The 21,787-nt window shown below is 61.8% G+C and carries 19 protein-coding genes and 1 riboswitch; of the genes, 13 read left to right on the forward strand and 6 right to left on the reverse strand.

The genetic code is table 11. The features are described 5' to 3' along the window. The first annotated feature begins 60 nt into the window (after nt 1–60). Nucleotides 61–1,482: a bifunctional D-glycero-beta-D-manno-heptose-7-phosphate kinase/D-glycero-beta-D-manno-heptose 1-phosphate adenylyltransferase HldE gene (gene hldE, locus BMX68_RS10430; RefSeq protein WP_060783595.1), complete on the forward strand. Its 1,422-nt coding sequence runs from the start codon at nt 61–63 to the stop codon at nt 1,480–1,482. A 25-nt stretch (nt 1,483–1,507) separates the two neighbouring features. Here the strand turns inward: hldE and BMX68_RS10435 are convergent, their stop codons facing one another. The 4 genes from BMX68_RS10435 to BMX68_RS10450 form a co-directional block, all read right to left on the reverse strand. Then, entirely contained in the window at nt 1,508–2,473 is a 966-nt protein-coding gene (locus tag BMX68_RS10435) for a hypothetical protein (RefSeq protein WP_017133365.1), read from the reverse strand. A gap of 41 nt (nt 2,474–2,514) precedes the next feature. Then, nucleotides 2,515–3,327, reverse strand: a complete 813-nt coding sequence (locus BMX68_RS10440; RefSeq protein WP_017133364.1) for an aldo/keto reductase — start codon at nt 3,325–3,327, stop codon at nt 2,515–2,517. After that, a complete protein-coding gene (locus tag BMX68_RS10445) occupies nt 3,324–4,499 on the reverse strand; it encodes an NAD(P)/FAD-dependent oxidoreductase (protein WP_017133363.1) in 1,176 nt (391 codons plus the stop codon). The genes BMX68_RS10440 and BMX68_RS10445 overlap by 4 nt, the downstream gene beginning before the upstream one ends. Nucleotides 4,500–4,569: 70 nt before the next feature. Then, the gene (locus BMX68_RS10450; RefSeq protein ID WP_017133362.1) at nt 4,570–4,902 is read right to left on the reverse strand and encodes a DMT family transporter; all 333 of its coding nucleotides are present in this window, start codon (nt 4,900–4,902) and stop codon (nt 4,570–4,572) included. Between the two features lie 110 nt (nt 4,903–5,012). Here BMX68_RS10450 and BMX68_RS10455 point away from each other — a divergent pair, with 110 nt between their 5' ends. After that, nucleotides 5,013–5,897 carry a LysR family transcriptional regulator gene (locus BMX68_RS10455; RefSeq protein ID WP_026013331.1) on the forward strand — a complete coding sequence of 295 codons (885 nt, stop codon included), beginning with the start codon at nt 5,013–5,015 and terminating at the stop codon, nt 5,895–5,897. Between the two features lie 22 nt (nt 5,898–5,919). Then, nucleotides 5,920–7,206 (forward strand): lipid IV(A) 3-deoxy-D-manno-octulosonic acid transferase, encoded by a 1,287-nt coding sequence (gene waaA / locus BMX68_RS10460; protein WP_026013330.1) that lies wholly within the window; start codon nt 5,920–5,922, stop codon nt 7,204–7,206. 77 nt (nt 7,207–7,283) lie between these two features. Here waaA and BMX68_RS10465 read toward each other — a convergent pair whose 3' ends face one another. Further along, on the reverse strand, nt 7,284–8,723 hold the full coding sequence (locus BMX68_RS10465) for a TolC family outer membrane protein (protein ID WP_017133359.1): 1,440 nt from the start codon (nt 8,721–8,723) through the stop codon (nt 7,284–7,286). A 190-nt stretch (nt 8,724–8,913) separates the two neighbouring features. Further along, a riboswitch (TPP riboswitch) is annotated at nt 8,914–9,018 on the forward strand. 146 nt (nt 9,019–9,164) lie between these two features. Here BMX68_RS10465 and thiC point away from each other — a divergent pair. Then, nucleotides 9,165–11,054: a phosphomethylpyrimidine synthase ThiC gene (thiC, locus tag BMX68_RS10470; protein ID WP_017133358.1), complete on the forward strand. Its 1,890-nt coding sequence runs from the start codon at nt 9,165–9,167 to the stop codon at nt 11,052–11,054. Between the two features lie 52 nt (nt 11,055–11,106). On the opposite strand, the gene BMX68_RS10475 is transcribed toward thiC, so the two are convergent. Then, entirely contained in the window at nt 11,107–11,847 is a 741-nt protein-coding gene (locus BMX68_RS10475) for a DUF3298 domain-containing protein (RefSeq protein ID WP_017133357.1), read from the reverse strand. A 209-nt stretch (nt 11,848–12,056) separates the two neighbouring features. On the opposite strand from BMX68_RS10475, the gene BMX68_RS10480 reads away from it, so the two are divergent. From BMX68_RS10480 to BMX68_RS10520, 9 genes are all read left to right on the forward strand, one after another. After that, nucleotides 12,057–12,677, forward strand: a complete 621-nt coding sequence (locus BMX68_RS10480; protein WP_017133356.1) for an NUDIX domain-containing protein — start codon at nt 12,057–12,059, stop codon at nt 12,675–12,677. Beyond that, nucleotides 12,668–13,123, forward strand: coding sequence for a DUF1249 domain-containing protein (locus BMX68_RS10485; RefSeq protein WP_017133355.1), 456 nt, complete (start codon nt 12,668–12,670; stop codon nt 13,121–13,123). The genes BMX68_RS10480 and BMX68_RS10485 overlap by 10 nt, the downstream gene beginning before the upstream one ends. Before the next feature lie 392 nt (nt 13,124–13,515). Continuing rightward, nucleotides 13,516–14,334 carry a 3',5'-cyclic-AMP phosphodiesterase gene (gene cpdA / locus BMX68_RS10490; RefSeq protein ID WP_017133354.1) on the forward strand — a complete coding sequence of 273 codons (819 nt, stop codon included), beginning with the start codon at nt 13,516–13,518 and terminating at the stop codon, nt 14,332–14,334. Nucleotides 14,335–14,495: 161 nt separating this feature from the next. Then, on the forward strand, nt 14,496–15,104 hold the full coding sequence (locus BMX68_RS10495) for a YqiA/YcfP family alpha/beta fold hydrolase (RefSeq protein WP_017133353.1): 609 nt from the start codon (nt 14,496–14,498) through the stop codon (nt 15,102–15,104). A 40-nt stretch (nt 15,105–15,144) separates the two neighbouring features. Further along, nucleotides 15,145–17,049, forward strand: coding sequence for a DNA topoisomerase IV subunit B (gene parE, locus BMX68_RS10500; RefSeq protein WP_017133352.1), 1,905 nt, complete (start codon nt 15,145–15,147; stop codon nt 17,047–17,049). Beyond that, complete coding sequence (locus BMX68_RS10505; RefSeq protein WP_017133351.1) at nt 17,049–18,038, forward strand: esterase-like activity of phytase family protein; 990 nt, start codon at nt 17,049–17,051, stop codon at nt 18,036–18,038. Before parE ends, BMX68_RS10505 begins: the two co-directional genes overlap by 1 nt. Then, nucleotides 18,035–18,553, forward strand: coding sequence for a retropepsin-like aspartic protease family protein (locus tag BMX68_RS10510; RefSeq protein ID WP_017133350.1), 519 nt, complete (start codon nt 18,035–18,037; stop codon nt 18,551–18,553). The genes BMX68_RS10505 and BMX68_RS10510 overlap by 4 nt, the downstream gene beginning before the upstream one ends. A gap of 10 nt (nt 18,554–18,563) precedes the next feature. After that, the gene (parC, locus tag BMX68_RS10515; RefSeq protein ID WP_017133349.1) at nt 18,564–20,822 is read left to right on the forward strand and encodes a DNA topoisomerase IV subunit A; all 2,259 of its coding nucleotides are present in this window, start codon (nt 18,564–18,566) and stop codon (nt 20,820–20,822) included. A 176-nt stretch (nt 20,823–20,998) separates the two neighbouring features. After that, the gene (locus BMX68_RS10520) at nt 20,999–21,706 is read left to right on the forward strand and encodes a PqiC family protein (RefSeq protein WP_026013329.1); all 708 of its coding nucleotides are present in this window, start codon (nt 20,999–21,001) and stop codon (nt 21,704–21,706) included. Nucleotides 21,707–21,787: the final 81 nt, after the last annotated feature.

The raw sequence follows: 21,787 nt of genomic DNA on the forward strand, positions 1-21,787 counted from the left end.
TAGCCTGCGCCAACCCTGTGTTAATATCGCGCCCCTGTTCATTTTGTATGTGGGTTGCCCATGAAGTTGTCCATGCCGCGATTCGATCAAGCCCCCGTTTTGGTAGTTGGCGATGTCATGCTTGACCGTTACTGGCATGGTGGCACCTCACGGATTTCCCCTGAGGCGCCGGTGCCGGTGGTCAAGGTCGAGCAGATCGAAGACCGTCCGGGCGGCGCCGCCAACGTTGCCCTCAACATTGCCGCGTTGGGCGCCCCGGCGTCCCTGGTGGGCGTTACCGGTGATGATGAGGCCGCCGACAGCCTGGTCAACAGCCTCAAGGGCGTAGGGGTCCGGGCGCTGTTCCAGCGTATTGCGCACCAGCCGACCATCGTCAAGCTGCGGGTCATGAGCCGTCACCAGCAACTGCTGCGCATTGATTTCGAGGAGCCCTTTGCCACCGACGCCCTGGCGTTGGGAGTTGAAGTGGATGGCCTGCTCGACGGCATCAAGGTGCTGGTGCTTTCCGATTACGGCAAGGGGGCGCTGAAAAACCATCAGGCGCTGATTCAGGCGGCGCGTGGGCGAGGTATTCCGGTGCTTGCCGATCCTAAGGGCAAGGATTTCTCGATCTATCGCGGAGCCAGCCTGATCACGCCCAACCTCAGTGAATTCGAAACCATCGTCGGCGGTTGCCTCGACGAGCATGAGCTGGTTGCCAAGGGCGCGAAGCTCATGCAGGAGCTGGACCTCGGTGCGCTGCTGGTGACCCGTGGCGAGCACGGCATGACCTTGCTGCGCCCGGATCATCCGGCGCTGCACCTGCCGGCCCGGGCTCGTGAAGTATTCGATGTAACCGGTGCCGGCGATACGGTGATCTCCACCCTGGCCGCTGCGATTGCCGCCGGCGAGGATTTGCCGCACGCGGTGGCCCTGGCCAACCTGGCGGCAGGTATCGTGGTTGGCAAGTTGGGCACGGCGGCCATCAGCGCGCCAGAGTTACGTCGCGCCATCCAGCGTGAAGAAGGTTCCGAGCGCGGTGTGCTGGGCCTTGAGCAACTGCTGTTGGCGGTGGATGACGCTCGAGCGCACAACGAGAAGATCGTCTTCACCAATGGTTGCTTCGACATTCTGCACGCCGGTCATGTGACCTATCTGGAGCAGGCGCGGGCCCAGGGTGATCGGCTGATCGTCGCGGTCAACGACGATGCTTCGGTCAGTCGCCTGAAAGGTCCGGGGCGGCCGATCAATAGCGTCGACCGCCGCATGGCGGTGCTGGCGGGCCTCGGTGCCGTGGATTGGGTGATCAGCTTCCCCGAAGCGACTCCGGAAAATTTGCTGATGCAAGTCAAACCCGACGTGCTGGTCAAGGGCGGTGATTATGGGGTTGACCAGGTGGTCGGTGCCGGCATCGTCACCGCCTACGGCGGTACGGTGAAAGTGCTGGGCCTGGTGGAAAACAGTTCGACGACGGCGATTGTCGAGAAAATCCGCAGCAACTGAATCGCTGGCGCTGACGATTATATCCTCAGCGCCCAGCCTTGGTCGGCACGATCTTGCGTAAGATCTGCCGGGCCTTGCCGGTCAGGCGCTTGAGTTGCGAGTCCTTCTCCGCGGGCGCCAAGCCTTGCTGGCGCAGCCAGTCCTTCCAGCGAATCCGCTCATCGCGCACCAGCCAGCCTTCCTGTCGGGCAAAGCTTTCCGCCAGGTACAGGCCACGGGTGCTCGCCGCGAGCAACTGGTCCTTCTTCAGGGTGTATAGCTCGGCACAGGGTTGTCCATCTTTCAGCGGCATCAGATAGAGGTCAGGGCGTCCGCGATCCAGGCGTGCCACCAGTTCATCGTTTTCCAACCGTTCATCGACATGGAACAGACTCAGCGACTTGGCTTCCCTGGGCACATCCAGCCGTAGGTCGTAGATCAACTGCAACGAGGCGGTGGGCAGGTGCACATAGGCCCTGGGCCGCTCCATCAATTGTTGTGCGCCGCAACGCACGGGCAATGCCGAGCCCGATAGCGGCGTCAGGCGAAAGGGCAAGGCCTCGCGGTAATGCAGGGCCGCGGAGTAGGGCGCCGGCAGCCAGGTATCGTTGAAGCGTCCGCTCAGCCAGCCTTCCGGTGTCTCCAGCAGGCATTCCTCGGCGATTTCCTGGATAGCGGTGTGCAATGGCAGGTTCAGTTCCTGGGCCGGGACATAACCGGAAATCAGCTTGAGCACCACATCGCCACGGTCCTGCCGGCGTTGCCGGACCAGTACCCAGTAGTCGCGATTCTGCCAGTGCAGGGTCAGACGCACCGACACCCCGAGGTTGGCCAACTCCAGGGCGAAACGCTCGGCATCGGTGACGCTCACCGGCTTGCGTTTTTGCAGGGTCTGCGCGAAGTTCAGCGGCATGCCGATGCTCTGATAGCTCAAGCCTTCGGGCGTCGCCTCGACAAATAACGGCAGAGTCTTGAAGTTGCTGGGGTTCTTTCTTATCAGCGTTCGCGGCATGTCGGCTCCTGCTGGCGTCGGGGTCGGCCGCGTGGGCGGCATCAGTTCTGGCGAATGATCCGGGCTACGGTTGCCACGTTGTGGGCGAGGTGCAGCGGGTTGATAGTGCCGACAATAGCACTGGCCACGCCGGGATGTTCAAACAACAGTTCGAAGCTAGCCTGTACCGGATCGACGCCCGGACTCAGGCAAACATGGCCGCTGGCCAGGGCTTTCTTGACCAGGATCGCCTTGCCGTGGGCCAGCGCATAAGCAATGACTGGCTGCTCGTGCTGTTCATTCGGATTGTAGGTGATCATCGCGCAATCGCCTTGCTCCAGAGCCTTCAGGCCGCCCTCGACGGTTTTCCCGGAGAAGCCGAAACCACGGATCTTGCCTTCGCGCTTCAGCTCGGCAAGGGTTTGGTAGACGCCGCTCCGTTCGAGGATCGCCAGATCGTTGCCGTCGGAGTGGACCAGTACCAAGTCGATAAAGTCGGTTTCCAGGCGTTGCAGGCTGCGGTCGACGGACCGGCGAGTGTGTCCGGCGCTGAAGTCGTGGCGCGACTGGCCGACCTCGAACTCTTCACCGACCTTGCTGACAATCACCCATTCGTGACGCTGCCCACGCAACAGCGGACCGAGACGTTCCTCGCTGCGGCCATAAGCCGGGGCGGTATCGATCAGGTTGATCCCCAGATCGCGGGTCAGCTTGAGCAGTTGCCGGGCCTCCTGGTCGTTGGGGATCTGGAAGCCATGGGGATATTTAACGCCCTGGTCGCGGCCCAGCTTGACGGTACCCAGGCCCAATGGCGAAACCATCAGGCCGGTGCTGCCCAAAGGGCGATGCAGGTCGTGCAGGGTCGGTTGGTTCATGGCAGCAGTTGCTCCCAGACGGTTTGCGCCATGGGTGGCCTTGGCAGCTCGGGCAAAGCGGGCGGGTGGCTGGGTTGGATGTCATCTCGTTGTAGGCTCGCCAACACCCGATCGGCGAAGTCTGGCGCCAGCGCCAGCTTGGTCGGCCAGCCCACCAGCAGGCGATCCTGTTCGGCGAGAAAGGCGTTGTCCGGGCGAGTCAAGCCGGTCTGCAGCGGTTCGGCACGATCAACGCGCAGGGTGGCCCAACGAGTCTGGCTCAGGTCGATCCAGGGCAGCAGGCTGTCGAGTTCCTGGCGGGCCGCGGCAATCTGCTCGGCGGGTTCGCGGGCCACGCCTTCGGCCTCGGCAATATCGCCGCCGAGGTACCAGACCCATTGGCCGTCGGCCGTCGGGTGGCTGGTCACGGTGATCCGTGGCTTGGGGCCGCCGCCCAGGCAGTGGGCGTACAGCGGCTTGAGGCTCGGGCCCTTGACCAGCACCATGTGCAGCGGTCGTTTCTGCATGGCCGGCTGGCTCAGGCCGAGGGCGTCGAGCAGTTGCGCAGTGCCGGCGCCGGCGCTGAGCACGATGCGCTGGGCGCGAATCTCGCGCTCATCGACACGCAGGCCGACCAACTGGCCGTTTTCCCGTAGCGGTTCGATCTCCTGCCCGGCCAGCAGGCCGTCGCCCGCCAGTTCGGCGAGGCGCGCAATCAGGCTGGGAACGTCGATCACCCATTCGGCCAGGCGATAGACCTTGCCCTTGAACTTGGGGTTTTGCAGCGCGACTGGAAGCTGGTCGCCCTTGACCTGGTCGACCCGCCCGCGCACCGCCTTGCTGGCGAAGAAACTGCTGAGATTGCCGGCCAGGGTGCCGGGGGACCACAAGTAATGGGCCTCGGACAGCAGGCGGACCCCGGACAGGTCGAGCTCGCCGCTGCCGGTCAGGGCCTCGCGCCAACGGCGGGGCATATCGGCAATGGCTTGCGAGGCACCGGTCAGGGCACCGTGCAACGCGTATTTGGCACCGCCGTGGATGATGCCCTGAGACTTCACACTTTGCCCGCCGCCGAGGCTGGCACTCTCCACCAGTACTGTCGAAAAGCCCTGGCGGCGCAGGCGCGCGTTCAGCCAGAGGCCGGCGACACCGGCGCCGACAATCAGGACATCGGTGGAAATAGCGGATGGCATGCGGCAACCTCGGTTTTCATGAGCAAGGTCGCATTATACAGATTCACGGGAATCGGCGATTTGCCGGCCATCAATGCCCGGCGGTTTTCGAGAATAGCTGGATCACCACCACTCCGAGGACGATCAGCGCCATGCCGAACATGGCCGGGATATCCAGTTTCTGGCCGTAGAGAAATAACGCGGCGACGCTGACCATAACGATACCCATGCCCGCCCATACCGCGTAGGCCACCCCTACCGGTACCGTGCGCACCACCAGCGTCAGCATCCAGAACGCCGTGGCATAGCCGACGATGATCAATGTCAGGGGCAGGGGCGTACTCAGGCCCTTGACCGCCTTCATGGAAACGGTGGCGATGACTTCGGCACAAATGGCGATAGCGAGGTAGTAGTAAGCATTCATGGAGCGCTCTCTCTCATGTCTGGGCCTGCTGATGAGATCGGTATTTTAGCCAACCTCCGGATGGGGTAAAGTCATTAGCTATCTGTATTTAAGATAGGTTAGCTGCCAACATGCAATGGAACCTGGAGCAGATGCGCTTGTTTGTCAGCGTCGCCGAGCAGCGCTCGTTTTCCGCCGTGGCCCGGCACCAGCGCAAGGCGCAATCGGCGATCAGTGCGGCGATTGCCTCGTTGGAAGCCGATCTGGGGGTCAGTCTGTTCGAGCGCAGCAGCGGTCGACAACCCCGTTTGACCGAGGCTGGCGAGGCCTTGCTGGATGAGGCGCGCGAAGTCTTGCGCCAGTGCGAGCGCTTGAATGGCCGGGCGTTGGCGCTGATGCGCGGCGAGGAAGCCAGCCTGCGCCTGGCACAGGATGAGGCGATGCCCTACCAGCCGGTGATCGACAGTCTGGAGGCGCTGGCCAACCGCTTTCCCTGCTTGGAAGTGCAACTGACCAGCGCCGCCCAGGGCGATGTGGCGCGTAAGTTGGTGGAGCGACGTGCCGACCTGGGGCTATTGTTCTATCACGACCAGATCCCCGAGGCCTTGGAGCGGCGGGTGCTGGGCAGCATCGAAATGGTCACTGTGTGTGGCGTCGGGCACCCGTTGGCGGCGACCCGTCGCGTCGATGCCCTGCAACTGGCGCGACACCGGCAACTGCTGATGTCCACGCCGTCGAGCGTGTATCCCGGCGGTGAAGCGGCTAGCCCCCGGGTCTGGCGCGCCGACAGTTTCTTCGTGATGGCCGAGTGGTTGGCCCGTGGTCTCGGTTGGGCCTGGTTGCCGCGCCATGTGGTGCAGTACCCCACGTACCAGGGGCTGATGGTCGAATTGGTCAGCGAATGGACCCCACCGGCGCTAGTGGTGGAGCTGGTCTGGCGGCGTGACGAGCCCCTGGGGCCGGCGGCGCGCTGGCTGGCCGAACGTTTTGCCGAACACCTGCAGGCGATCGGCTGAAAACACAGTAAACTCCGCCGCCATGAATAGAACTCTCTACACCTTGCTGTTTCATCTGGGGCTGCCGCTGGTGGCGTTGCGTCTATGGTGGCGGGCACGTAAGGCACCGGCCTATGCCCGACGTATCGGTGAGCGTTTTGCCCTTGGCCTGCCGCCGATGCGCCCGCACGGTATCTGGGTACACGCGGTGTCGGTGGGCGAGAGCATTGCCGCCGCGCCGATGATTCGGGCGTTGCTGGCGCAGCACCCAGAATGTCCGATTACGGTGACCTGCATGACCCCCACCGGTTCGGAGCGAATCAAGGCATTGTTCGCCAATGAGCCGCGTATTCAGCACTGCTACCTGCCCTACGATTTGCCCTGGGCCGCGGCGCGGTTTCTCGATGCGGTACGGCCGAGGTTGGCGGTGATCATGGAGACCGAACTGTGGCCCAACCATATCCATCAGTGTGCCCAGCGCGGGATTGCGGTGGCGCTGGCCAACGCCCGGCTGTCGGCGCGTTCGGCCAAGGGATATGCCCGGTTTGCCCGGCTGACCGGGCCGATGCTGGGGGAGATGAGTTTGATCGCGGCGCAGACCGAAACCGAGGCCGAGCGCTTCCGGCAATTGGGCGCGCGTCCTGAGTGTGTCGAGGTCACCGGCTCGATCAAGTTCGACCTGAGTATCGATTCGCGATTGCTGGCGCGTGCCGCCGAGTTGCGCGGGCAGTGGCAGGCGCAACAGCGGCCGGTGTGGATTGCCGCGAGCACCCACGAAGGGGAGGACGAAGTGGTCCTGGCGGCCCATCGGCAGTTGCTGGCCAGTCATCCGGATGCCTTGCTGATCCTGGTGCCGCGTCATCCGGAGCGTTTCAACGGTGTCTTCGAGCTGTGCCGCCAGCAGGGCTTTGCGACCGTGCGCCGCTCGACCGCCGCCCCGGTCACCGCGCAGGTATCGGTGTTGCTCGGCGACACCATGGGCGAGCTACTGTTTCTCTATGCCTTGGCGGACAGTGCCTTTGTCGGCGGTAGCCTGGTGCCCAATGGCGGGCATAATCTGCTGGAGCCGGCGGCCCTGGCCAAACCCGTATTGAGCGGGCCACACGTGTTCAACTTCCTGGAGATCGCTGCGTTGATGCGCGAAGCGGGGGCGTTACAGGAAGTGGACGATGCCGAGGGTCTGGCGGTGGCGGTGCAACGCCTGTTCGAATTGCCGCAGGATGCGCGGAACATGGCTGAGGCGGGGTTGAAGGTGATGCAGGCCAATCAGGGCGCGTTGCAGCGCTTGCTCGATGGGCTGCGGCGGTTGTTGTCGCGCCGCTTAGATTAACCAACGCCAGCGACCGCCCGCTCGATCACTGGCAATCGAGCGGGTGCTCCGCCAGGGGCGTGTGGTCTGGCCTTCCCTCAATCAGCGGGATTGGCCTTCAGATTGGCTGCTGCCGCTTTTGCCAGATCAGGTGGCAGGAAGTCCTTGTCGGGGTTGTAGTCGGCTTTCAGGTAGCCCGCCAGAGCGCTCAGGTCTTCCGGGCTCAGGGTCCCGGCTGCTTGCTTGAGGCGCAGGTTGTCGAGAATGTAGTCGTAGCGAGTGTTGTTGTAGTCACGCACCGAAGTGTAGAGCTGGCGCTGGGCATCGAGCACATCGACGATATTGCGTGTGCCCACCTGATAACCGATTTCGGTAGCTTCCAGCGCGCTCTGATTGGAGATGATTGACTGCTTGCGCGCCTGTACCTGTTCGACATCGGTATTGACCGCGCGATGCAGGTTGCGGGTGTTTTCCACCACCTGTCGGCGCAAGGCCTCACGCTGTTGCTCGGTCTGGCTCAGGCGCGAATAGGATTCGCGGACCTGCGAACTGGTCAGGCCGCCGCTGTAGAGCGGGATGCTCAATTGCAGGCCGACCGTGGTCTGTTTCACCGGGCCACCATAGTTGCGGCCCAATGCATTGGGGTTGCTCAGGCCGAAGCCATCGTTATCGCCGGTCTGGTACTGGGCCACGGCATCCAGGGTCGGCGCATGGCCGGCCTTGCGCTGCTTGAGGGTTTCTTCGGCGGCGCCGACCGCATAGTTGCTGGCCAGCAGGTTGAGGTTCTGCTTGGCGGCGGTATCGACCCAGGCCTTGGCGTCATTGGGTGTTGGCGCCAGCACCGGCAACGTATGAACGATGCCCTGGATCGAATTGTACTGGCGGTTGGTCAGGGTGATCAGCGCTTCGAAGGTGTCTTCGACCTGGCGCTGAGCGACGATCCGGTTGGCTCGTGACGTGTCGTAGCTGGCTTGGGATTGCAGCACATCGGTCTTGTCCGAGAGGCCGACATCGAAGCGTTCGCTGGACTGATCGAGCTGGCGCTTGAATGCCGCTTCCTCGGCCTTGGTCGAAGCCAGGTTGTCCTGGGCCCGCAACACCGCGAAGTAGCTTTCGGCGCTTTGCAGGATCAGGTTTTGCTCGATGGCGGAGAGCTGCAGAGCAGCCTGTTGGTTGACGTTCTTCGCCGCCTGGAACTGGAACCAGCGGTCGGCGCGGAAGATCGGCTGGCTCAGCGTCGCCTGGTAGACATTGGCGCTGCGGTTCAGGGTCGCCGACGGTCGGTCGATCGAGGTGTGGATGTTGCTGCTGCTGGCCCCCGCCGAGAGGTTCGGTAACAGGCCGGCACGGGCCTGGGGCACGACTTCCTTGCGTGCATCATAGTCGGCGCGGGCGGCGGCCAGATCGGCGTTGTTGTCCAGTGCTTCCTGATAGACACTGACCAGGTCAGTCTTGGTCGACAGGGGCGCTTCAACTGCCCAGACCAGTCCGCTGGTCGCACAAGACACGGCCAGAGCCAGTGAGAGTTTGTGCAGCATTGAGGCGATCCTTGGAATAAATATTGCTATAATAACTTCGGCGACCGAGGCTACTGTGCAGTGCCGATAGCGTCAAGCGCACAGGCGAGTGTAGTTGGTGCGCAGGTTCGCAACAATCCAGCCTGTCGGCCATTTGTCCAGGCCAGCGCGAGGGTGGTGGCGTTATGTCGCAGTCTTGTCTAAACTCGGTCAGTTCTTGTCGGGGTGCCTTGCAATAGGCTGAGATCGGATAATTCCGGATCCCGTTGAACCTGATCAGGTTAGCGCCTGCGTAGGGAACAAGATTGCTCGTCCCGCGACGAGTCCTCTTGTGCGCCGTCCGCCATGTTGTTCGACAATCGAACGGCGTTCGCGAGGACAGAGCACGGCACCGCTCCTGGTGCGTCCGCGCCTTTCAGGTTCGTCCCGACAATCCCCCTGGATGCTGTCTGGAGAGCCGTGATGAGTACCAAATTGAGAGATGCCGCCAACCTCAGCGATAGCGCCAAGGTCGACGAGCAATCCGTGCAGCCGTTTACCCGCTCGCAAAAAATCTACGTGCAGGGTTCGCGCCCGGATATCCGCGTGCCGATGCGCGAAATCAGCCTCGACGTGACCCCGACCGACTTCGGCGGTGAGATCAACGCCCCGGTGTTGGTCTACGATACCTCGGGTCCCTACACCGATCCGAACGTGAGCATCGATGTACGCAAGGGCTTGGCCGATGTGCGCTCGCCGTGGATCGACAGCCGTGGCGACACGGAGCGCCTGTCTGGTCTGAGCTCGAACTTCGGTCAGCAGCGGCTGGCCGACCCTGAACTGACCAAACTGCGTTTTGCCCATGTCAACAACCCGCGTCGAGCCAGGGCTGGGGTAAACGTCAGCCAGATGCACTACGCTCGCCGGGGCATCATCACCGCCGAGATGGAGTATGTGGCCATCCGCGAAAACCTCAAGCTGCAGGAAGCCCGTGCCGCCGGCCTGCTGGAGCAGCAGCATCCGGGCCACAGCTTCGGCGCGAGCATCCCGAAAGAGATCACCGCCGAATTCGTCCGCGAGGAAATCGCCCGCGGTCGCGCGATCATTCCAGCCAACATCAACCATGTGGAGCTGGAGCCAATGATCATTGGCCGCAACTTCCTGGTGAAGATCAACGGCAATATCGGCAACAGCGCCCTGGGCTCTTCCATTGAGGAAGAAGTGGCCAAGTTGACCTGGGGGATTCGTTGGGGGTCGGACACGGTCATGGATCTGTCCACCGGCAAGCACATCCATGAAACCCGCGAATGGATCATCCGCAATTCGCCCGTGCCGATCGGTACCGTGCCGATCTACCAGGCGTTGGAGAAGGTCAACGGCGTGGCCGAGGACCTGACCTGGGAGCTGTTTCGCGACACGCTGATCGAACAGGCCGAGCAGGGCGTCGACTACTTCACCATCCACGCCGGCGTACTGCTGCGCTACGTGCCGATGACCGCCAAGCGCGTCACCGGGATTGTCTCCCGTGGCGGTTCGATCATGGCTAAATGGTGCCTGGCGCACCACAAGGAAAACTTCCTCTACACCCATTTCGACGAAATCTGCGAAATCATGAAGGCCTATGACGTCAGCTTCTCGCTGGGCGATGGTCTGCGTCCGGGTTCGATTGCCGATGCCAACGACGAAGCGCAGTTTGGCGAACTGGAGACCCTGGGCGAGTTGACCAAGATCGCCTGGAAGCACGACGTGCAATGCATGATCGAAGGTCCGGGTCATGTGCCGATGCAACTGATCAAGGAGAACATGGACAAGCAGTTGGCGTGCTGCGACGAGGCGCCGTTCTACACCCTTGGTCCGCTGACTACCGACATCGCCCCAGGCTACGACCACATCACCTCCGGTATCGGCGCGGCGATGATCGGCTGGTTCGGTTGCGCCATGCTTTGCTACGTCACGCCCAAGGAGCACTTGGGCTTGCCGAACAAGGATGATGTGAAGACCGGGATCATCACCTACAAAATCGCCGCGCATGCCGCCGACCTTGCCAAGGGCCATCCGGGCGCGCAGATTCGTGACAATGCCCTGAGTAAGGCGCGTTTCGAATTTCGTTGGGAAGACCAGTTCAATCTGGGCCTGGACCCGGATACCGCACGTGCCTACCACGACGAGACCCTACCGAAGGATTCGGCCAAGGTGGCGCATTTCTGTTCCATGTGCGGGCCGAAGTTCTGCTCGATGAAGATCACCCAGGAGGTCCGTGAGTACGCGGCCAACCAGCGCATCGAAGCGGTCGATGTGGACGCTGCTCAGGGCATGGCGGAACAAGCTGAGCGCTTTAAGCGCGAAGGCAGCCAGCTTTACCAGAAGGTCTGATCGATTCGGCTCCAGGGAGCGGAGCCGAACCTGAGTGCTGAACGGGCTGGTCTTATCGACGGGCGGGAAACCGCTCGGGCTTGAGGATGCCGTTGAGGCGCGAGTAGTCGATCTTCAGCTCGATCAGGCCCGTTGCGTAAGGCGCGATGGTCAGCACGTTGTACTTGAGGATCGCACCTTCGCTGGTCAGGGTGACGTTCGGGGTTTTCTGGAAGGGCCAGGACTGCACGAAGTCCTGATCCGCGCGGTTGTCGATCTGCCAGTTGTTGTGGGCGACCTTGGCCAGTTTCCAGAAAGCCTCTTCCTGGTCGGGTAGCAGCATGTCCTGTAGGCTCAAAGCTTTGTGCTCTTGGCGCGACCAGGTAATGAAGCCGCGTCCCGGCATGCCGTGGGCACCACCTTCATCCAGGTAGCTGGACAATTCGATGATCACCAAGCCGTCATGCTGCTCGCGTACCTTGGCTTGCAAGTAGCTGCTGTGACGGCTGGCGGCGGTGGCGAGGAACTGGTCCCGATAAACCTTGAGTGAAGGTGGTAACGGTGTGCCGGGCGCGGTGTGGGCCATCTGTAGCAGGCTGTGCTCGATCAATTGGTCCAGTTGCGGTTCCCCCGCAAAGTGCACCGTATCGATATTCACCAGCGGGCAATCCGGATCGCTGCAGCCTGGCTTGATCTGTTCCCAAGCCTCGGCCTTGAATGCCAGCGGTTTCTGCAGGGCCGGTTGGAACAAGCTTTGGCAGGCACCCAGAGTCAGGGCGATGCAGGTCAGTGAAGCGACTTTTAAAAACGACATGTACGTCCTTGGTCAGCGAAAGAAAGGCCAAAGTGATCGAGCTTCGACTCCCGGCGGCGTACTCGGTTCGCCACTAAGCTAATTAGAGTAGGTTTCAGGGCCAGCCGTCTATCCCGGCGATGGGAAAGGGGCTGCATTGGCGGGTAGCGGCGCGTTAGGATGGCGCGAAGTCGAGGGGGAACCTCGCCGCCACAGCAAAGAGGATCAGCATGACCGATACTATCAAGACCAGCCCGACGACCGTCGAAATCATCCGGCGGGAGAACTGCTTCAAAGGGTTCTATCAGCTTGATCGCCTGCACTTGCGTCACGAACTCTTCGCGGGCGGCATGGGTAAGGAGATGACTCGCGAAGTGTTCGTGCGCCACGATGCGGTCTGCGTCCTACCTTATGATGCGCGGCGCGATGAAGTGGTTCTGCTGGAGCAGTTTCGGGTGGGCGCCTTGATGGGCAAGGCCGCCAATCCGTGGCTGGTCGAACTGGTCGCCGGTCTGATCGACAAGGATGAATCACCGGAAGAGGTTGCTCACCGCGAGGCGCAGGAGGAAGCTGACCTGAGTCTGCAGGCGTTGTGGCCGATCACCCGCTATTTTCCGTCGCCGGGTGGCAGCAACGAGTTCGTCCACCTGTACCTGGGGCGCTGCGAGACCGAGGGGGCAGGCGGCCTGTATGGCCTGGCGCAAGAGAGTGAGGATATCCGGGCAACGGTCTGGGCTTTCGAAGACGCCCTGCAAGCTGTGCGTGACGGGCGAATTGCCAATGCGGCGTCGATCATTGCCTTGCAATGGTTGGCATTGAATCGCGCCGAAGTGAGGGGGTTATGGTCGTAGGTCTGCTGCGTGAGCGTTATCGGGTTGATCTGATCGGGCTGCAGGCGGCCTGCGAGGCAAACTATGCCCGCTTGATGCGCCTGCTGCCCGAGATGCGCGACCCGCAGCGCCGCGCCCGGCGGATCGCCGTGACCCAGGGCGAGCAGATGCTCGGCGTACTGGCGTTGGAGGTCTTGCAGGACAACCCTTACACCACCACTTTACTGGTTCGCCAGGAGCACAGCTTGCCCTGGTTGCCGGTGCCGCAGTTGCAGGTGCAGGTCTATCACGATGCGCGTATGGCTGAGGTCATCAGCGCCGAACATGCCCGACGCTTTCGTAGCATTTATCCGTACCCGAACGCGGCCATGCACCAGCCGGACGAGAAGGCCCAGCTCAACGTGTTCCTGGGCGAGTGGTTGAGCCATTGCCTGGCCTGTGGCCATGAATTTGAGGTAGTGCGCTAGTGGCCTGTACGGTGAGTTCGTTAGCTCAAGCTCGGATGCCATAAGTCCCTGGCCAAGGCGCTGTGACGAGTCATAGCCGGGCTATGGCGAGGAACAGCAACGCAGGCCAGGGATTTAGGGCGCCGAAATGGACTCATAGAACTCACCATACAGGCCACTAGGGTCTGTACGAGCTGTTTTCGAGCGAAGGCCAGGCATCGCGAGCCTGATTTCAACGCCACATGGGCGAGCGCAGATGCATTTCGTACAAAGCCTAGATATATCGGACTAAATGTGAACTGTGCCCTGTTTCGCCATTTCCTCTTTGCAAGTTCCTCGATCATAATTGCGCCCTATGCGTTTTGAACGAGCGGGTTCAAAACGGTCCCGCCGGTATTTCCCTGGAGAGCGCCTTGTCGAGCGTATCCACTCAGTCGGTCCCTGCTGATTCGGTGCTGTTGGTGCAGTTGTCCGACAGCCATCTGTTTGCCGAGGCGGACGGTACGCTGCTGGGCATGAACACCCGTGACAGCCTGCGACGGGTGATCGATTGTGTGCTGACCGAGCAGTGGCGGGTCGACCTGGTGTTGGCCAGCGGCGACCTGTCCCAGGACGGCACGCTGGCGTCCTATCAATGCTTTCGCCAGATGATCGGGAGCATTCCGGCCCCGGCTCGCTGGTTCCCGGGCAACCATGACCAATTGCATGAAATGGCTCAGGCGGCCCGTCACAGTGACTTGCTCGAGGCGGTGGTGGATATCGGCAACTGGCGCGTGACCCTGCTGGACTCCGCCGTGCCGGGCTCGGTGCCGGGGTATCTGCAGGACGAACAGTTGCGGTTGCTGGCGCGGTCGTTGAGCGAGGCGCCGCAACGTCATCATCTGGTCTGCTTGCATCACCATCCGGTGTCCATCCAGTGTGCCTGGATGGAACCGATCGGCTTGCGCAACCCAGAGGCCCTGTTCGCCGTGCTCGATCGCTTTCCCCAGGTGCGGGCGCTGCTCTGGGGCCATATCCACCAGGAATTCGACCAGCGGCGCAATGATGTGCGCCTGCTGGCTTCGCCCTCGACCTGTGTGCAGTTCGCGCCGGGTAGCGAAGATTTCAAAGTCGACGACAAGGCGCCGGGCTATCGCTGGCTGCGCTTGCATTCGGACGGACGGCTGGATACCGGTGTTTCGCGGGTCCAGGGCTTCGATTTCAGTGTTGATTACGGCGGCGGCGGTTACTGAAATTTGCCGCCTGACACGGAAAAGCCGCACGACCCACCCCACACGCCACCAGGCAGTCGATCTACCCGTGAAGCCGCCAGCGCCGCCATGCAGCGGTGGGCTGCTCGCGCCACCAGTTCCCTGTAGAGTACGCTCTTTGGCTGCAGCACGGAGAGCTCTGCATGTCGGCGTCGATCTTGTATATCCACGGTTTCAACAGCTCGCCCGAGTCGAACAAGGCCACTCAATTGACCTCGGTGATGAGCCGCCTGGGCCTGGGCGAGCTGTTACGGGTCCCGGCCCTGCACCATCATCCACGCCAGGCCATGTGCCAGTTAGAGGCCGCCATTACCGAACTCGGTCGCCCGCTGCTGGTCGGCAGCTCGCTCGGCGGCTACTATGCGACTCACTTGGCTGAACGCCATGGTCTGAAGGCCCTGTTAGTCAATCCGGCAGTCAGCCCGCACAGGATGTTCGACGGTCGTCTCGGCCCACAGCAGAACCTCTACAGCGGCGAGTGCTGGGAACTGACCCTCGACCATGTGACGGCCCTGGCCGAACTGGAAGTACCGGCGCCCCTAGACCAGCACCGATTTCAGGTATGGTTGCAAACGGCCGATGAAACCCTGGATTATCGCGCGGCCCAACAGTATTACCGCGCGTGTGCCTTGCGTATCCAGGCCGGCGGCGACCATGGTTTTCAGGGCTTTGCCCGACAATTACCGGCGTTGCTCGGCTTTGCCGGCATCGCTGCCGATAAGTACCAAGCGATTGATTTCTCCGCACTTTAGAGAATGACTCCTATTCATAGACGACTGACGACGAGACCCCATGGCTACTCCCAGCGCTAGCTCTTATAACGCAGACGCCATCGAAGTCCTCTCGGGCCTCGACCCGGTGCGCAAACGCCCGGGCATGTACACCGACACCAGTCGGCCAAACCACCTTGCCCAGGAAGTCATCGACAACAGCGTCGACGAAGCCTTGGCCGGGCATGCGAAATCGGTGCAGGTCATCCTGCATGCCGACCATTCCTTGGAAGTGTCCGACGACGGGCGCGGCATGCCGGTGGACATCCACCCGGAAGAGGGCGTGTCGGGTGTCGAACTGATCCTCACCAAATTGCACGCTGGCGGCAAGTTCTCCAACAAGAACTACCAGTTCTCCGGCGGCCTGCACGGCGTGGGGATTTCCGTGGTCAACGCCTTGTCGACCCAGGTGCGGGTTCGGGTCAAGCGCGACGGCAACGAATACCAGATGACCTTCGCCGACGGCTATAAGGCTACCGAGTTGGAGGTGGTCGGGAGCGTTGGCAAGCGCAACACCGGCACCAGCGTGTACTTTGCGCCGGATCCGAAGTATTTCGATTCAGCGAAATTCTCCGTCAGCCGCCTCAAGCATGTGCTCAAGGCCAAGGCGGTGTTGTGTCCGGGGTTGCTGGTCAGTTTCGAAGACAAGGCCAGTGGCGAGAAGGTCGAGTGGCATTACGAAGACGGCCTGCGTTCCTACCTGGTGGACGCGGTCAGCGAATTCGAACGCCTGCCGGACGAGCCGTTCTGTGGCAGCCTGGCTGGTAACAAGGAGGCAGTGGACTGGGCGTTGCTGTGGCTGCCTGAGGGTGGCGACAGCGTCCAGGAAAGCTACGTCAACCTGATCCCCACGGCCCAGGGCGGTACCCATGTCAACGGTTTGCGCCAAGGCTTGCTCGATGCCATGCGTGAGTTCTGCGAATTTCGCAGCCTGTTGCCGCGTGGTGTGAAGCTGGCGCCGGAAGATGTCTGGGAGCGGATCGCCTTTGTCCTGTCGATGAAGATGCAGGAACCACAGTTCTCCGGACAGACCAAGGAGCGCCTGTCATCCCGCGAAGCCGCGGCATTTGTCTCGGGGGTGGTCAAGGACGCCTTCAGCCTGTGGCTCAACGCCCACCCCGAACTGGGCATGCAACTGGCCGAGCTGGCGATCAACAACGCCGGTCGACGCCTGAAGGCCAGCAAGAAGGTCGAACGCAAGCGTATTACCCAGGGGCCGGCACTGCCGGGCAAGCTGGCCGACTGCGCCGGTCAGGACCCGGCGCGCTCCGAGCTGTTCCTGGTGGAGGGCGATTCCGCCGGTGGTTCGGCCAAGCAGGCGCGGGACAAGGAGTTCCAGGCGATTCTGCCGTTGCGCGGCAAGATCCTCAACACCTGGGAAGTCGACGGCAGCGAAGTGCTGGCCAGCCAGGAAGTACACAATATTGCCGTGGCCATTGGCGTCGATCCGGGCGCGGCGGACATGAGCCAGTTACGCTACGGCAAGATCTGCATTCTCGCCGACGCCGATTCCGACGGCTTGCACATCGCCACCCTGCTCTGTGCATTATTCGTCCAGCATTTCCGTCCGCTGGTAGATGCCGGTCACGTTTACGTGGCCATGCCGCCGCTGTACCGGATCGACCTGGGCAAGGAAATCTTCTATGCCCTGGATGAGGCTGAGCGTGACGGTATTCTTGACCGCCTGGTGGCCGAGAAGAAACGCGGCAAGCCGCAAGTCACCCGCTTCAAGGGCTTGGGCGAAATGAACCCGCCGCAACTGCGCGAAACCACCATGGATCCGAACACCCGACGCCTGGTGCAGTTGACCCTGGACGATTTCGAGGCCACTTCGGAAATGATGGACATGCTGCTGGCAAAAAAACGCGCCGGCGACCGCAAGAGCTGGCTGGAATCCAAGGGCGACCTGGCACAGGTGCTCGCCTGATGCGCGGAGCACTGGCGGCGCTGTGGCTGCTCGTCGCATGGCCGGCGTTCGCCGATTCGAGCACGCAGCTCAAGTTTACCGAGCTCAAGTTGTTGTCCGAGCATCCGGTCGAAGGCATGCGTGGCGGCAATCTGTCCGGGCTGGCGCGGTGCGGTAAGACTTTGTGGACGGTCTCGGACCGCGATGACGACCTGCTCTATCGGCTGGACATCTCGGACCGGGTCTGGCGGGCCGAGGGCGTGCACTTGGAGGTGCCGTCGATACCGGACAGCGGTTTGCCCAAGGATTTGCAGGTGCCGGCTTCGTTAAATCGCGGTGGCGATCTGGATTTCGAAGGGGTGAGCTGCGATGACGCGGGTAACCGTTATATCGTCAGCGAGTCCCATGCGACGGTATTGAAAGTACCCGTCAGCGGCGAGCCGCAGTGGCTCAAGATTGCTCCGAACCTGGTACGTCAGGCGCGAGATAATGAGATGTTGCTGCATTTCAATGCAATCTTCGAGGGCCTGGCCGTCAACCCGAAAGGCGATCGGATCTGGTTGGCCGCCGAACGCGAGCGCCGTGGCCTGTTGCAGATCAAGCGCCGGCAAACGAGGTGGGACTGCGATGGCGCCTGCGTGCTGTTCAGTGAAGGCGGTAGCGAGATGCAACCGCCGCAGTTCCCCAATGCCAAGGCGGGCAGCCGGGACTTTGCCGATTTGTCGCTGTTCAATGGCAAGCTGTTCACCCTGGAGCGCAATGCCTACAGGATCTGTCGTCGTAACGTGCGCGACGGGCAGGTCGAGCACTGCTGGTCGTTTGCCGCCGAAGCGCTCGCGGCCCCGCGCCTGTACCCACAGAACTACGGGCTGGCCGAGGCCCTGGTGGTGGATGCCGAAGGAGCCTGGATTGGCCTGGATAACAACAACGGTGCCCGCGCCGATGGCGAGACCCGACCGATCGTCTGGCGCTTTGCCGCGCCGCAAGGCGGTTGGAGCGCCAGGCCATGAGTCAGCCGCCTGGCCGGCGTGCTGGACGTGTATTGATGATGTTGGCCTGGTGCGCCGGGTTGTTTCTCGCCACGCGCTTTTTCGGACAGTGGCAGCAGCACCAGGAAAACCCCAACAAAGTCATCGTCTCGCAACAGGGCGATGGTTACATAGACGTCCAACTGACGGGTAACGGCCAGGGGCATTTTGTCGCCGACGGCCTGATCAATGGCGTGCCGGTGGTGTTCATGCTCGACACCGGGGCCACCGACGTGGCTATTCCCACTGAGGTGGCGGATCGCCTGAGGTTGGAAAGAGGCCTGCCGGTCACCTTGAGCACCGCGAACGGGCGGGCCGAGGGCTACCGGACCCGGCTCGACCGCGTGCAACTGGGTGATATCGTCCTGCGCGATGTCAGGGCGCTGGTGGTGCCCGGCTTAGGTGGCGAGCAGGTATTGTTGGGCATGAGTGCCTTGAAAAAACTTGAATTCACCCAGCGTGGCGGCACCTTGCTGCTGCGCCAGACAACGAACTGATGAGGCCCGCATGAGCGATTCCCTTGATCTCAGCCTGGATGGCGTGGAACGCCGGTCATTGGCTGACTTCACCGAACAGGCCTACCTCAACTACTCCATGTACGTGATCATGGACCGTGCGCTGCCGCATATCGGCGATGGCCTGAAACCGGTACAGCGGCGGATCGTCTACGCCATGAGTGAGCTGGGGCTGGATGCCGACGCCAAGCACAAGAAGTCCGCGCGGACCGTGGGTGACGTGCTCGGTAAATTCCACCCTCACGGCGATTCGGCCTGCTACGAAGCCATGGTGCTGATGGCGCAGCCATTCAGCTACCGCTACACGTTGGTGGATGGCCAGGGTAACTGGGGGGCACCGGATGATCCCAAGTCCTTCGCCGCCATGCGTTACACCGAGTCGCGGCTGTCGCGCTATTCCGAAGTGCTGCTCAGTGAGCTGGGCCAGGGCACCGTGGACTGGGTGCCGAACTTCGACGGCACCCTTGATGAGCCTGCCGTATTGCCGGCTCGTTTGCCGAACATCCTCCTCAATGGCACCACCGGCATCGCCGTGGGCATGGCCACCGATGTGCCGCCACACAACCTGCGGGAAGTGGCTAACGCTTGTGTGCACCTGTTGGACCAGCCTGATGCGGGTGTCGAAGAGTTGTGCAAATTCATTCCCGGCCCGGATTATCCGACCGAAGCCGAGATCATCACCCCGCAAGCCGACCTGCTGAAGATCTACGAAACCGGACGTGGTTCGGTGCGTATGCGGGCGGTCTATCGCATCGAGGATGGCGATATCGTCGTGCATGCGCTGCCGCATCAGGTCTCCGGAGCCAAGGTGCTGGAGCAGATTGCCGCGCAGATGCAGGCCAAGAAGTTGCCGATGGTCGCCGATCTGCGAGATGAATCCGACCATGAGCATCCCTGCCGGATCGTGATCATCCCGCGTTCCAATCGGATCGATCTCGATGAGCTGATGCAGCATCTGTTCGCCACCACCGACCTTGAGTCCAGCTATCGGGTCAACATTAATATCATCGGCCTGGATGGCAAACCGCAGTTGAAGAACCTGCGCACCTTGCTGGTGGAGTGGCTGGCGTTTCGGGTCAACACCGTCCGTCGCCGCCTGAAGTTTCGTCTGGACAAGGTCGAGAAGCGCCTGCACCTGTTGGACGGCTTGCTGATTGCCTACCTCAACCTGGATGAAGTGATCCATATCATCCGTACCGAGGAACACCCGCGAGCCAGGCTGATCGAGCGTTTCGCCCTCAGCGAGATCCAGGCCGATTACATCCTCGACACCCGCTTGCGCCAGTTGGCGCGGTTGGAAGAGATGAAGTTGCGCGCCGAGCAGGATGAACTGCTCAAGGAGCAGGCCAAGCTGCAAGCGCTGCTGGCCAGCGAAACCAAGTTGAAGAAACTGGTGCGCAGCGAACTGCTCGCTGACGCGCAAACCTATGGCGACGACCGTCGTTCGCCGATCGTTTCCCGTAGCGAAGCCAAGGCACTGTCGGAAAACGAATTGATGCCCGCCGAGCCGGTCACGGTCGTTTTGTCGGAAAAAGGTTGGGTTCGCTGTGCAAAAGGCCATGATATCGATGCCACGGGCCTGTCCTATAAGGCCGGCGATGGCTTCAAAACCTCGGCGGCGGGGCGCTCCAACCAGTTTGCGGTGTTTATCGACTCCACCGGTCGCAGTTATTCGTTGGCGAGCCACACGTTGCCTTCGGCGCGTGGTCAGGGTGAACCGCTGACGGGGCGCCTGACACCGCCGCCAGGCGCCGGCTTCGAATGTGTGCTGTTGCCAGAAGATGAGGCGTTGTACGTCATCGCTTCCGATGCCGGGTATGGTTTCGTGGTCAAGGGTGAAGATCTGCAGGCGAAGAACAAGGCGGGCAAGGCGCTGTTGAGCCTGCCCACTGGTTCCAAGGTGATGCTGCCCAAGCCGGTGACCGATCGCGAGCAGAACTGGCTGGCGGCGGTGACCACTGAAGGCCGCCTGCTGATCTTCAAAATCAGCGACCTGCCACAACTGGGCAAGGGCAAAGGCAACAAGATCATCGGTGTCCCCGGTGAGCGGGTTGCCAGTCGTGAAGAGTACGTCACCGACCTGGCGGTGATCCCGGACGGTGCGACGCTAATATTGCAGGCCGGCAAACGCACCTTGTCGCTCAAGGCCGATGACCTGGAGCACTACAAGGGTGAGCGTGGGCGACGTGGCAATAAACTGCCACGAGGCTTCCAGCGGGTCGATGCATTATTGGTAGAAGCTGGCAATTAAGCCTGTTTCGAGCGTTTGTCCTGGCTTTTTTACCGCAGGGCCGACGTTGCACACTGGAGTCACGGCGCATATTCACGGATGATATGCGCCTCTTGGGTACCCGCGTGGCGGAGTGTTCAAACGAATTTTCTGAATCAGACTGTGGCATGCCTTGTGGCGGCCACCTGGATGGGATGATGACTGTTCTGCGCCTTCCTCTTATGTTGCTGCTCACCAATGTACTCGGTTTGGCCGGTTGCAGTGTTCAGCAACCCGTTTCTTTGTATCAATTGGACGGTGGCACGCCGGGCCAACCTCAACAAAGCGCGGGTATGTTCGTGGTTCTGGGGCCTGTGTCTCTGGCAGATTACCTGCAACGCGAAACGCTCCTGCAACGTCAGCCAGATGGCAGCCTGACAGCGGCGACCGATGGTCGCTGGGCGGGCAGCCTGTCTTCGGACATCAATCAGTTGCTGGTTCGGCAACTGGCCTGGCGCCTGGATAGCCAGCGGGTGGTGCTGTCACCGGCGACGCCGGGCGCGACGCCGGATGTGCAGGTGCTGCTATCGATTACCCGCCTGGACTCCGGTGCCCAGCAGCCGGCGATCCTGGACGCGCAATGGCGCCTGCTCGACCGTCGTGGCCAGGTGCGCGATAACCGCATCGTCCACCTTGAGCAGCAACATGCCGGCACGTCGGCGGCGCAGGTCCAGGCCCAGGGTGAGCTATTGCAGCGCCTGGCCGAGCAGATGAGCGTGGCGCTCAAGCCATTGGCCAACCAGCCACCGCTGGTAGAGGTGCGCAAACCTGCTGCGGCGGCTCCGGCTAAACAGACCGAACCGGACAAGCCGAAGATCCCGATGGTTTCGCCGATCCGCACGGATATGGAAGTGTTTCGTTTCTGAAGTGATTGCCAGACAACAAAAAGCCCGCATCAGAGTGCAATGTTGTTTATTTAAGCGTGATCACTGAACTTAGCGAAATAG

This window comes from Pseudomonas agarici, assembly GCF_900109755.1.
GTDB classification, from domain to species: domain Bacteria; phylum Pseudomonadota; class Gammaproteobacteria; order Pseudomonadales; family Pseudomonadaceae; genus Aquipseudomonas; species Aquipseudomonas agarici.

Bases quoted from the DNA above. Each gene is read 5' to 3' on its own strand.
- hldE (WP_060783595.1), top strand. From the start codon at position 61: ATGAAGTTGTCCATGCCGCGATTCGATCAAGCCCCCGTTTTGGTAGTT.
- BMX68_RS10435 (WP_017133365.1), bottom strand. From the start codon at position 2,473: ATGCCGCGAACGCTGATAAGAAAGAACCCCAGCAACTTCAAGACTCTG.
- BMX68_RS10440 (WP_017133364.1), bottom strand. From the start codon at position 3,327: ATGAACCAACCGACCCTGCACGACCTGCATCGCCCTTTGGGCAGCACC.
- BMX68_RS10445 (WP_017133363.1), bottom strand. From the start codon at position 4,499: ATGCCATCCGCTATTTCCACCGATGTCCTGATTGTCGGCGCCGGTGTC.
- BMX68_RS10450 (WP_017133362.1), bottom strand. From the start codon at position 4,902: ATGAATGCTTACTACTACCTCGCTATCGCCATTTGTGCCGAAGTCATC.
- BMX68_RS10455 (WP_026013331.1), top strand. From the start codon at position 5,013: ATGCAATGGAACCTGGAGCAGATGCGCTTGTTTGTCAGCGTCGCCGAG.
- waaA (WP_026013330.1), top strand. From the start codon at position 5,920: ATGAATAGAACTCTCTACACCTTGCTGTTTCATCTGGGGCTGCCGCTG.
- BMX68_RS10465 (WP_017133359.1), bottom strand. From the start codon at position 8,723: ATGCTGCACAAACTCTCACTGGCTCTGGCCGTGTCTTGTGCGACCAGC.
- thiC (WP_017133358.1), top strand. From the start codon at position 9,165: ATGAGTACCAAATTGAGAGATGCCGCCAACCTCAGCGATAGCGCCAAG.
- BMX68_RS10475 (WP_017133357.1), bottom strand. From the start codon at position 11,847: ATGTCGTTTTTAAAAGTCGCTTCACTGACCTGCATCGCCCTGACTCTG.
- BMX68_RS10480 (WP_017133356.1), top strand. From the start codon at position 12,057: ATGACCGATACTATCAAGACCAGCCCGACGACCGTCGAAATCATCCGG.
- BMX68_RS10485 (WP_017133355.1), top strand. From the start codon at position 12,668: ATGGTCGTAGGTCTGCTGCGTGAGCGTTATCGGGTTGATCTGATCGGG.
- BMX68_RS10495 (WP_017133353.1), top strand. From the start codon at position 14,496: ATGTCGGCGTCGATCTTGTATATCCACGGTTTCAACAGCTCGCCCGAG.
- parE (WP_017133352.1), top strand. From the start codon at position 15,145: ATGGCTACTCCCAGCGCTAGCTCTTATAACGCAGACGCCATCGAAGTC.
- BMX68_RS10505 (WP_017133351.1), top strand. From the start codon at position 17,049: ATGCGCGGAGCACTGGCGGCGCTGTGGCTGCTCGTCGCATGGCCGGCG.
- BMX68_RS10510 (WP_017133350.1), top strand. From the start codon at position 18,035: ATGAGTCAGCCGCCTGGCCGGCGTGCTGGACGTGTATTGATGATGTTG.
- parC (WP_017133349.1), top strand. From the start codon at position 18,564: ATGAGCGATTCCCTTGATCTCAGCCTGGATGGCGTGGAACGCCGGTCA.
- BMX68_RS10520 (WP_026013329.1), top strand. From the start codon at position 20,999: ATGACTGTTCTGCGCCTTCCTCTTATGTTGCTGCTCACCAATGTACTC.